9 protein-coding genes and 1 pseudogene are annotated in these 12,020 nt (G+C 32.7%); 7 read left to right on the top strand and 3 right to left on the bottom strand.

Going from position 1 to position 12,020, the window contains the following annotated elements:
* Nucleotides 1–2: 2 nt before the first annotated feature.
* The 4 genes from CIT01_04945 to CIT01_04930 all read left to right on the top strand — a co-directional run bounded on the left by CIT01_04945 (nucleotide 3) and on the right by CIT01_04930 (nucleotide 3,086).
* A complete protein-coding gene (locus CIT01_04945) occupies nucleotides 3–380 on the top strand; it encodes a hypothetical protein (GenBank protein ID AXV37586.1) in 378 nt (125 codons plus the stop codon).
* A gap of 315 nt (nucleotides 381–695) precedes the next feature.
* Nucleotides 696–1,673 carry a DNA lyase gene (locus CIT01_04940; GenBank protein ID AXV37585.1) on the top strand — a complete coding sequence of 326 codons (978 nt, stop codon included), beginning with the start codon at nucleotides 696–698 and terminating at the stop codon, nucleotides 1,671–1,673.
* 112 nt (nucleotides 1,674–1,785) lie between these two features.
* A complete protein-coding gene (locus tag CIT01_04935) occupies nucleotides 1,786–2,388 on the top strand; it encodes a hypothetical protein (protein AXV37584.1) in 603 nt (200 codons plus the stop codon).
* A gap of 170 nt (nucleotides 2,389–2,558) precedes the next feature.
* Complete coding sequence (locus CIT01_04930) at nucleotides 2,559–3,086, top strand: histidine kinase (protein AXV38728.1); 528 nt, start codon at nucleotides 2,559–2,561, stop codon at nucleotides 3,084–3,086.
* Between the two features lie 59 nt (nucleotides 3,087–3,145).
* On the opposite strand, the gene CIT01_04925 is transcribed toward CIT01_04930, so the two are convergent.
* Nucleotides 3,146–3,571: a peptidylprolyl isomerase gene (locus CIT01_04925; GenBank protein ID AXV37583.1), complete on the bottom strand. Its 426-nt coding sequence runs from the start codon at nucleotides 3,569–3,571 to the stop codon at nucleotides 3,146–3,148.
* Between the two features lie 172 nt (nucleotides 3,572–3,743).
* Here CIT01_04925 and CIT01_04920 point away from each other — a divergent pair, with 172 nt between their 5' ends.
* On the top strand, nucleotides 3,744–4,910 hold the full coding sequence (locus tag CIT01_04920) for an aspartate aminotransferase family protein (GenBank protein AXV37582.1): 1,167 nt from the start codon (nucleotides 3,744–3,746) through the stop codon (nucleotides 4,908–4,910).
* A 70-nt stretch (nucleotides 4,911–4,980) separates the two neighbouring features.
* Here the strand turns inward: CIT01_04920 and CIT01_04915 are convergent.
* Both CIT01_04915 and CIT01_04910 read right to left on the bottom strand, forming a co-directional pair.
* Nucleotides 4,981–6,374, bottom strand: a pseudogene (locus CIT01_04915) (MFS transporter).
* 77 nt (nucleotides 6,375–6,451) lie between these two features.
* On the bottom strand, nucleotides 6,452–8,527 hold the full coding sequence (locus CIT01_04910) for a hypothetical protein (protein AXV37581.1): 2,076 nt from the start codon (nucleotides 8,525–8,527) through the stop codon (nucleotides 6,452–6,454).
* Between the two features lie 686 nt (nucleotides 8,528–9,213).
* Between CIT01_04910 and CIT01_04905 the strand changes: the two genes are divergently transcribed.
* Together CIT01_04905 and lysA are read left to right on the top strand one after the other, a co-directional pair.
* Nucleotides 9,214–10,155: a hypothetical protein gene (locus CIT01_04905; protein ID AXV37580.1), complete on the top strand. Its 942-nt coding sequence runs from the start codon at nucleotides 9,214–9,216 to the stop codon at nucleotides 10,153–10,155.
* 522 nt (nucleotides 10,156–10,677) lie between these two features.
* Nucleotides 10,678–11,964 (top strand): diaminopimelate decarboxylase, encoded by a 1,287-nt coding sequence (lysA, locus tag CIT01_04900; GenBank protein AXV37579.1) that lies wholly within the window; start codon nucleotides 10,678–10,680, stop codon nucleotides 11,962–11,964.
* Nucleotides 11,965–12,020 lie beyond the last annotated feature (56 nt).

Below are 12,020 nucleotides of genomic sequence, written 5' to 3'. Positions count from 1 at the left end.
ACATGATTAATGAACTTATAAAATGGAAACCATTGTTAATTGGAGTCTGCATTGTGATTATATTGTATTTAGTTTCAGACCTTTTTTCAGGTGTAAGTCTGCTATTACCATCGATGTTACTTGCAGGAATTTATATAGGGGTTATGATCAAGGGGGATATAAAAATAAGGGCTCTTAATGGGGCGGTTTTAGGGTTAATCAGTGGATTGATAGTCACGTTAATTTTAATAGCTATGATCTCTGCTCAAGGATATAATGCTTATTTAACCACCATATTGAATGCATATGTTGTCTACATAGTTGTGGGGATAATATTAAGTGCGGTGGGAGGAGTTTTTGGATCCTTGATAAAAACAGAATACTCTAAAAATGCTAATTAATTCCTCCTTTTTTAATTTTTTTTGTAATATCAACATATTGTATCTTTTTTTGGTTAAGAAATGCAATGGAAAGTTCTCTGCGAGAAATTCTTTTATTTGTTATGGAGTTAATTTATTAAATAAAAAACAGGAATGCACAATTTCACACCCGTATACAAGTTTTAAATAAATTCAGGATATATGGACTAAATTATAATAATTAGCATTTATCAATAAGTTAATAGATTGAAAATCCACTAAAAACCAGTTTTAAATCTACAATACTATATCTGGGCGAAAAATTATATATCAGATAATCTAGTTACAGACAAGTATATGATAACTCCTTTCACTATTTCTTCCCAAGAAATCAAAGGCCCATTTAATCTTGAAATCACGATAAATAGTGGTCAAACTTCCCAACCGGCTTGGTTTAATAATAAAAATTATTTTCAAGAATTGTTAGTTGTTAATGAGCAGTTAGTATTGGTCAGTTTAACTCAGGACAATTGGTACGGACCTTTGAAATTGCAGGTTGAATCTAATGACGAAATTCATTTAAAATCACTGATCATGGAAATTAAACGTATTTTTGATCTAGAATTTGATCTGACTCATTTTTATGAATTTTTAAATGATGATCCTCAACTGGCTCCTACCATTGATTTTTGTCAGGGATTAAGATTATTCAAGGCACAAAACCTTTTTGAATGTTTAATGTCTTCAGTATGTTCTGCTAATAATTCTATAATAAGGTGGAATAGGTCTATTAGGTTGATGAGGGAAAAATGGGGCGATAAAGGTATTTTCTCCCAGGGTACTTTTTATAGTTTTCCTGTACCCAGTAAAATTCTCCAAGCACCAGAGCACGAATTTGAGGAAATGGAAATGTGTAGTGGAGAGAAAGATATAACAGAATGTATAAACAATTTAAAATCGTGTGGTGTGGGTTATCGGGGAAAGTTTATGAAGGAAGCAGCCCGCATGGTAATGGAAGAGATAGATCTGGAAAAACTGGGCCACATGAAGTATGATGATGCTTTTCAAACTCTAACAGAGTTGCCAGGGGTGGGACCCAAAGTGGCGGATTGTATTTTGCTATATGGTTATGGTATGGGAGAAGCATTTCCCACTGATGTTTGGATAAAAAGAATTGTATCCCATTTATACTTTGATGGAAAAGACATTCCAGTTAAAAAAATTAGAGATTTTGGACGAAAACAATTCGGCAGTTACGCAGGATATGTTCAGCTCTATTTATTTCATTATGCTCGAAAATCAGGGCTTTTAGATAGATTAAAGCCTAAAAAATGATATTTTTGAGTTGTTAATAAAATTACATACATCCATCTTTCATTTAAATTCATAATTAATTTAAGGATTTTAATTTGAATAATGAATTAAGTAATATCATTAAGTGGTTACTATGGGGGATCTTTTAAAAACTTTGAAAGAATTTGAAGATATTTCCAGTGAATTTCATGAAAAGATCATGAATATTTTGAAGGAAAATTACTGCTGGAAGTGTCCTATGAGAACTACCAGTAGCAAGACTTTCTGTCGAGAAGTAGATGCATGGATTAGATTAACACACGCCCTTGAAGATGCTGTTAAAGAGAACATGGAAGAAAAACTTTCCCCTGAAGCACGGAATTTTGTGCAAATGAAATATTTAAATAAAATCAGTAAAAACCAGTTTTCATATGATCGGAAACTCTTGATAAAATTAAAAGCAGATTTAAAGCCTTACGCTCCTAAAGGAAGTGTTTTAATTATTGAAGAAAACTGTGAGATTATAAAAAAGGATGATCTTGTTTTAATTCCTAAAATATGTCTTTTACATGTTTATGGATTTTCTAGAATAAAATACAATGATAAATTACCTTTTAAAATGGCCAAAGTTTCAAAGATATTTCATGAGAGTGGTGGAAAGTTTATCAAAACTCATGAAGGTATTCAAATATCTCCACAGCTTTTAATAGGGCGAGTGATGAAAATTTTAGACAAAAAAAATTCTAAATTTCTTTAAAATCATATAATATATGATATTCATTTATTAGTAAAGCAATAAAACAGCATTCAACTGTTTTTTTTATTTTATTGGCAAATTCATTTAAGAAAAATTTATTTATTAATTTAGATCATTCATACTTAAGGGTCGTTATGAAAGGTGAAGATGAATCTAGAAATTCTGGGATTATGAAAAATAATAACATAAAAGATGATTTGCTTCAATTTAGGGAAAATATTTTAGAAATGCTTGAAATTTCTTCTCTTAAAGAAATATCAGATTATGTCTTGGAGAAAGCCACCCGACTCACCCAAAGCAAGCACTGTTATGTTGCTTACGTAGATCCCAAGAATAAAGATAGTGTAGGTATTTCTTTCTCTCATTTAACAGATGGTTGTCAATATTATGCTAATATTGGTGAAGCTAGATTCAAAATTAGAAAGGATGGAACATATGGCGGACTTTTAGGTTATTCCCTTGATACAGGGGAATCATTTTATGTTCATGATATAGCATCTCATCCAGTAGCCCACGGCTTACCCCCAGGGCACATGCCTGTGGATCAATTTTTATCAGTCCCGGTTATATATAAAGACAGAATTTTGGGACAAATAGTGCTAGGCAATCCTGAGAATGATTATAATGAATATCACCTGGAAATTGCTGATGAAATCGCCGATATTTATGCTGTGGTATTGAAAAAATTTATGGATTAATCCCAAGTTATAGGGGAATTTTGAATTTTAATATAAAAAAATAAAAATAAAATTAGTATTTATTCGTCGAAAACAGTGACTTTTTTCATTACATCATTAGGTTTGATACTGTTCACAACGTCCATTCCTTTTACTACCTTACCAAATACAGTATGAACTCCATCAAGGTGAGGTTGTGGGGAGTGAGTTATGAAAAACTGGCTTCCACCAGTATCTTTCCCGGCATGGGCCATGGATAGGGCTCCAGTGCCATGTTTGTGTTCGTTAATTTCGCATTTTATAGTGTAACCAGGACCTCCAGTTCCATCTCCTCTGGGACATCCTCCTTGAATTACAAAGTTTGGAAGGACTCTATGGAATGTTAAACCATCGTAAAATCCATCTTTGGCAAGTTTTTCAAAATTAGCAACAGTATTTGGTGCTTCTTTATCAAATAAGACTAATTCTATATCTCCTTTTTCTGTTTCTATTATAACTTTTTTCATATTTTCACCTTCATCAGTTGAATAATTCAATTTCTCAATAATTATTAATAATTACTAATAAATACGATTAATTAAAACCATTTATAAATAATGTTGAATTTATATTAAATTAGATTATTTAGTAGAATACTATTTTATTCCACATATTTATTTTAATCTTAAAGGTGATTTAATGAATACTCAAGAGATAATAGATTTAGAAAAAGATTATATAATGCATACATTTGGAAGATTACCAATTGCCTTGGACAAGGGTAAGGGGGCCCTTGTGTGGGATGTAGAGGGTAAGGAATATATTGACTGTTTTTCAGGTATTGCAGTTAATAATGTGGGACATGCTCACCCTAAGGTAGTTGAGGCCATAAGTAAACAGGCAGAAAAGCTTATTCACTGCTCAAACATTTATTATACAGAGATACAAGTGGAATTAGCCCGTTTATTATGCGAAATCTCTTCTCATGATAAGGTTTTCTTTGCCAATAGTGGTGCTGAGGTTAATGAGGGGGCAGTTAAGCTGGCACGGAAATTCACAGGTAAAAATGACATAATAACCATGGAAAACTCTTTCCACGGCCGAACCCTTTCTATGGTGGCTGCTACAGGACAGCATAAATACAAAGAAGGAATAGGCACTCTTCCTAGAGGATATGTCCATGTTCCTTATGGAGATTCTGAAGCTGTAAATGAGGCAATAACATCAGATACAGCGGCAGTAATGGTTGAACCTATTCAGGGAGAAGGTGGAATAGTTGTACCACCGGAAGGCTATTTAAAAGAATTAGAGAATATCTGTGAAGAAAATGATATTCTTTTAATTATGGACGAAATTCAGACTGGTTTTGGACGAACCGGTAAGATGTTTGCATCCGAAATCTTCAATATAAAACCCCATATAACCACTATAGCTAAGGCTTTAGGTGGTGGATATCCTATTGCAGGTATATTGGCTCAAGAAGAAGTTGCCAACGCTTTTAAACCAGGAGATCATGGTACAACTTTCGGCGGAAATCCTCTGGGATGTGCTGCAGCTAAGGCTTCTGTTGAGGCGATAATTGAAGAAAAATTGGTTGAAAAATCTCAAAAAAATGGTGAATATCTCAAAGGTAAATTAGAAGCATTAAATGAAGCAAATGACAATATAATTCAGATAAGGGGATATGGGCTGATGTTAGGGGTTGAATTTAATCATGAATGCATAAAAATAGTGAATAAAGCTGCAGAAAAGGGTGTTCTATTAAATTGTACTGCAAATACAGTTTTAAGGTTTTTACCACCTTTGAATATCACTAAAGAACAGATAGATAAATCAATTTCTATTTTAAGTGAAATATTAGCTTAAATATGATTTATTTGATATAGTCACCTATTTTTCTTATTTTTCATGATCTATTTCTTTGCAATGTCTTCCATTACTCTTTAATAGAATCTAGAGTTATGTTTTTAACTTCTTTTACAATTTTTTTAGTTCTATAAATTCGGTCAGGCATTCCCACCACGGCTAAAACTGCCATAGCCACACTTAAAACTGCTCCAAATAACACTACTAAATGCATTCCTTGGGTAAAATCATAAGCTGCCAGGTTAAACAGTTTTTCTTTCTCTAATAATGTTGAAGATATAGTTGTATGCAACAATAAACCAGCCATACTCACCCCAAAAACCATTCCAAGATTTCTCATAGTAACAACTATACTTGAAATTGTTCCTGACTCTTTTTTTGGTGCAAAATTCATGATTGCTTTGTTATTGGGGGATTGAAAGATCGCTGCACCTAAACCTAAAAGTCCCAGTCGTAATATCACATCATATGCACTGGAAAATAGTGTAAGCTGTCCATGGAATAGAGAGCTCCAGCACAAATTAAAGATCCAGTAAGGGCTAAAGGACGGGAACCAATTTTATCAGAGAGATATCCACTTAATGGGGCCATTAACATCATTACAACTGGACTTACAGCTAAAATAAGGCCGATATACCTATCATTTAAATGTAAAACCATCTTAAGATAGAAAGGCATGATAAACAATATCATATACATACACAAATAGTTGAAAAGCAGACTAGTGTTGAATGCAGTGAAAGTTCTGTTTTTAAATAATGAAAGATTTAATAGAGGCGTTTTAGAAACTTTTTCATTCCATATAAACAATATTAAAAATATCAGGGCAATAATTCCTATTATGGATGATTCTAAAGTAATTTTTGGTATTTCTATAATATTTAAGAAATATACAATCAGAAAAAGACCTACAAACTGGAGAAAAGTACCCTTAAAATCCCATTCAACTGATTTACGATCTCCTCTTTCCAGTATATGGTAACAGCTAATAAAACTGACAACTCCTAAAGGCACATTTACCAGGAATATGGCACGCCATCCCCCCAGACTTTCCACCAAACCCCCAATAGCCGGTCCCAACGCCAAACCGGCAGCTATGGCTACTGCATACATACCAAGCGCTTTTCCTCTCTCTTGAACTGGAAATGCATTTTTCACTATTCCTAAGGATACAGAGATCATCATGGCGGCCCCTATTCCCTGCAGAGTCCTAAATAATATTAATAAATTTATAGACGGAGCAATACTACACAGAATGGATGTTACAACAAAAAAGACCAATCCCCAGATATAAAGTCTACCACGTCCCCATAGATCACCTAATTTCCCGAAAGTCAGCACTAATCCCAGTAAAACTATAAGATAAGATGTTAATATCCATTCTGCTGTGGAAACTGAGGCGGAAAAGAATGATGTTATAGTGGGTAGGGAAACATTCACAATGCTACTATTTATAGGCACCATAATGGTTCCTAAAGCCATTGAAAAAAGTATTAACCATTTTTTTGAATATGGATGGTTCAATATGGCACCTCTAATTTTTAAATTCTTTCAATGTATTTTAATTCCTTGAATTTAATTTTAAAATTGGTTCCTTTAGTTTTATCTAGTTCAACTACACCATCTATCTGTTTTACTAACGTATTAACTAGTTTTAAACCTAAAGTCTCAGTTTTCTCTATGTCAAAATCTTCAGGAATTCCAACTCCATTGTCGCTTACTGTTAATAGAAATTCATCATTATCACAGGAAAGACTAACTATTATTTCTCCCTTTTGATTATGGGGAAACGCGTGTTTAATACTGTTTGAAACCAATTCAGTGACGATTAAACCTAAAGGAGTTGCAGTTTCAATGTTTAAATCAATTTTTTCTATTTCTATTCGTATATGCACTCTTTCTGGGTCCAGATTATAGGCATAGATTAAATCGGTAGTTACACGCCTAATGTAATCTAATACATTTATTTTAGACATTTTTCTGGACTGATACAAATATTCATGTATGTACGATATGGATTTAACTCGATTTTGACTTTCTTTAAATATTTCAAGGTCATTTTCATCTTTTACATAACGAGATTGCAGACTCAGAAGGCTAGATATAATTTGCAAGTTATTTTTAACCCGGTGATGTATTTCACGTAAAAGCATTTCCTTTTCTTTAAGGGATGATTTCAGTTTTTTTTCTGATTCTTTGCGAGTAGTTATGTCCATAAGTGATACTAAACTCTTTTTTGTATCTGGAATAATGGATACAGTTAGGAAAATGTTTTTCATATTTTTTTTCCTATCTATAAACTTGAATTCGTAATTTCTGGGAACAACATCAGGTTCTGCACGCCGCAATTTATGATAGGTTTTCATTCTTTCAAGATCATCTTTCGCTATAAATTGAGTCCAACTCATTTTTCCTTCTATTTCTTCTTTTTTAAAACCTGAAAGCATTTCAAATTCACTATTTACCATGGATATGGTGTTATCATCTTCAATTATTAGTGTTGCAGTCCCAGTATTTTCAAATATCGATTTATAATGTGATTCAGATTGTTTCAGGGCTTTTTCTATTTTTTTGCGCATGGCAATTTCATTTTTAGCATCACTGTAGAGCTCTCTATTTTCTCTTAAAGATAAAATCTGGCGTATTATTGCTAAAAACAATATTATGGAGCCAAACCCTAAAATTCGATAGAAATTAACATGAAAAAGATCATGACTACTTGCTAAAAGTAAGTAAGCTATAAATATCCAGAAAAGAGGCAGATAAGAGAGCCAAGGAGATTCTATAGGAGTAAATTCTGATATAATTGGTTGGGAATATTTTTTCAGCTTAATGTTTTCAACATGAGCAATACCAGCTAATGCTATTAAAACAAAACCTAGTATCCATCCTATATCTAAAAAACCTCCTGATATATAGGAAAGTTCTGCCACCTGGTAACTATAAATGGCATCGCTGATAATCTGAACTCCTATACCTGCTGCTAAAAATATGAATGGTTTTTTACTGCTTGTTCCTAGTTTTTCAAATAGTAAAATTATCAAAGCAAATAAAAGAACAAAGTCTAGTATTACGTATGTAATGGATATTACCAGACTAAGGATGTCAGTTGAATTATTAAATAGATTTGGGGAAATTAAAAATATCCAAAAGATTAAAGCTGACGTTAAAATGATTATTGAAATATCTAAAATAGTTTTAAATTGCCTAATTTGAGAAAATGGATTTTTAGGCAGCAGAAAAATACCCATAGCAAAGAGGGGATAATATGCCAGATAGAATATATCTGCAATTGATGAAAAAGGTTCTAAACCAAGTCCCAACTCAAATATACCCCAGATTAGATCTCCTAAAAGAAACATCAATTGGCCTATCGCTATTAAAGCCCATCCACGATAACTCTCCCGGTGATGGAGGTACGACATTCTAGCAGCGTAAAATAATATAATGGTAGTAATTAAATTTATTAAAGGTGCATAAATGTCTCCAAAAAGTATTTTAAGATTTTCATCACCACTACCTATAATCAAAAATATTATATTAATAGCTATGATAATTGCAGATAAAATAAAACCATTTCGAAGGTTAAAATATTTGTTAGGATGATTTTTATTCAATTAAATCACTTAATCTTTAGGATTTCCTAATATTAAGAATTTTAAATGACCTTCATTAGTACCTGAAATCTTATCTTAAACAGGTTCACAAGTACATGTATTACTTATTTATTAGATCTGTTTTCAATCTTTGTTATAATTATTTGATTAACTTGAGTTCTTATTAGTTGTAACCTAAAACTTTTCTGAAGTATAAATAAATTCTATAAATTTTATTTTTTTAAGTAATAAAAATAAATAATGGCTTTTTAGTAATAATTTTTTAAATTTGTTCCTTAAATTTATAAAACGTTTTAATTACTTCTTTTTTCGATGATTTAAGGTTTAAATCTTTGATAAATTGTATAGGTTTCCACCTACCTGTAATATCAAATTTGAATAAATGCCTTATTTCTAAAAAATATCTGTCAATTGTAGCTTAATTTATATTTTAAAGGACTATCTGAGCTTTTTCTTATCTATCTGAAATACTTTTTTATACATCTTTAAACACAATAAAAGGCCTATAAACTGTCTTTTTTTTAATTTTAAACCATAATATTTATATATGGTATGGAATTGATGTTAGTCCTGTTGAAAATACCTTTTTTAAGGTACTATCCAACGAAAGCTATAAAATCGGAGGCGATACGATTAAGCGACGATCAATATATGCACTGTTCATGGTGTCCTGCCTGGTCATTACCATGGTCCCTGCATTCTGGGGGCTATCTGGCCAAGGTATGACAGATAACAATGCTGAAACCGTTTCCAATGGTGGTTTAAGCCAGGGAAACAATCTTAATAAAGATAAAAATAATGTAGGGGAAGATACACAAACTTCCACAATAGATAGTGGAGTCACTGGCTCAACAGACAGTGTTCAATCCGAACTGTTAGGTGGAAACACTGCTGGTACAACCAGTCAAGTTAAAGCTGCCAGCTCCTATCAACGGACTACCCAAAATATTGGAAGATATGGAAGTAGTACTATCTCTAGTTATGGAATAATACTCCGCCCCGAACTGAGTAATTTAAGTGGATTAAGTGGATTAAGTAAACTTGCCGCTTATATAAACCAGAACTTTAATCATAGATACGGAGCAGCAACTACTGCAGCAGGAGTGGAAAGAACTGGATATGGTGACTGTTGGGGTCTTTCAGACTGGGCTGCACAGATATTAGTTAAAAATGGATATGATGTTAAAATAGTACAGGGTGCAAGTCCAGAATCAGCCAGACACCGCTGGTTAGAAGTACTAGTGGATGGTTCATATGTAAGATTTGATCCTACCATGGTTACCAAAAAATACGGTTCCAAACATTACTCAACCAACATTGCAACAAAATATACAACTATAGCTAGCTACAAAGGAGAAACCAAGGAAGAAACTACCAGCCAAACAGTTAAAACCAGTGAAAACACTAAATCAGCAAATGTGAGCACTTCTGTGAGCACTTCCAGTAATTCTATACCAACAGAAAAAGTCAGTGAAAACGTCAATGAGGAAGTTAACAATTCTGTAGAAGAAGTTGAACCAATCAGTGAACCAGTTAACACTCAAGAAACCAGTGATTCTGTAGATAATGTTGAACCGATCAGCGAATCAGTGGATAATACAGAAGAAGTCGGTGAATTGGCAGAATAACCTTCAATATTAAATTATATACTATATAAAGGAAAGTATACGCAATAAACTTTCCAATTTTTTTCTTTTTTTTAGATATAAATATCAAGTTAGTCTTCTTTTTTTAATAAAATTCTATAAAAATTCTAAAATTTAAAATTAATATTATTGAAAGGATTTTATTTAATTTAGACCTATAATAGTGGAGATGGCTAAACTGGAGTTAAGTGTTATATGGGATGTAAATTAAACAATAATGTAACCATAATGTTTTAATTAAAAAATTCAAATTTTAGCGGGGGCTAAAATTGAATTCAACATGATCAAAGCTTCTTGTAAGTATCTGTTTCCCCAGTTATAATAAATGCCAACAAATTATATCTATTTCTATTTTTACAATAAAGAATTTAAACCAAAAATTTAGTAACAATTTTGTAAAATGAATTAAATATCAAATAATGAACAAAAACAATAAAGTAAATATACATATATTTCACGTCCATGAATGGAAAAATGAATTCATATTATTTTGGAGGATATATAATGGATTTCGATTTAAAAACTAATGAAAAAGGTAATTTGAGTATCGGAGGGGCCGACACAATAGAATTGGCTGAAAAATATGGAACTCCCCTTTATGTGGTGGATGAATCTAGAATTAGGGAAAACTACAGAAGATTATACAGGGCATTCGCTCAGCACTATTCAGACTTCAAAATATTTTATGCATGTAAGGCCAACACCAACCTGGCAGTAATGAGGATCATGGAACAGGAAGGAAGTTCTATAGATGCAGTTTCTCCTGGAGAAGTATACACGGCTCTTTTAGCAGGGTTTGAACCATCCAGAATATTATTCACTGGAAACAATGTCACTGATGAGGAATTAAAATTTGCAGTCTCCTCTGGTGTAACCATTAATGTTGACTCTATTTCACAACTGCAGAGACTTTCAAGGATTACTCAACCTTCTAATCTAAATATTTCATTCCGGGTAAATCCTAAAGTAGGCGCCGGCCACCATGAACACTGTATAACTGGAGGGGATCTAAGTAAATTTGGGGTTATGGAAGAAGAAGCAGTTGACGCATATAAAATGGCTCAGGATTCAGGATTTAATCCTGTAGGTATACATACTCACATAGGGTCAGGTATACTGGATCCTGAACCATTCATGCTGGCAGTGGAGACGTTGATGGATGTTGCTGGAAGGGTTAGCAATGAAGCAGGAGTTAAATTTGAGTTTATAGATTTTGGGGGCGGTTTGGGAATACCTTACCAACCAGATGAATCTAAATTAGATATAGAACTGTTTTCAAAAGAAATAACCACGCTCTATAAGGACAAGTTAGCTGAATATAATCTGGGAAAACCTGCTATGTACATTGAACCGGGCCGATACATTGTAGGGGATGCATCAATACTTTTAACTCGGGTTAATACTATAAAACAGAGTTATCGTAAATTTGCCGGTGTGGATGCTGGATTTAACACTTTGCTTAGGCCTTCCATGTATGGATCTTATCATCATATTGTATCTGCCAGTCAACCATTGGCAGAACCTGTTCAGAATATTGACATAGCAGGTAATATATGTGAATCCGGAGATTTATTTGCCAGAGATCGTCCTATGCCTGAAATTAAAGAAGGATACTTATTAGCTATCTTAAATGCAGGCGCATACGCATTTTCCATGTCGTCTCAGTACAATTCCAGACCAAAAACCATGGAAGTGTTGGTAAATAATGGGGAATCTGAGATCATAAGGAAAAGAGAATCATTTGCAGATGTTTTAAGCAATCAGAATGTACCCGTAAGACTTTTAAAATAATAAAATAAAATCTTATTTACTTTTTATAGAATCTTTTATAATTAATTTGAGGGCTT

Source organism: Methanobacterium sp. BRmetb2 (assembly GCA_003491285.1).
Taxonomy (GTDB): domain Archaea; phylum Methanobacteriota; class Methanobacteria; order Methanobacteriales; family Methanobacteriaceae; genus UBA117.
The sequence above is the reverse complement of the archived record's forward strand: the minus strand, read 5'-3'. Positions and strand labels throughout refer to the sequence as shown.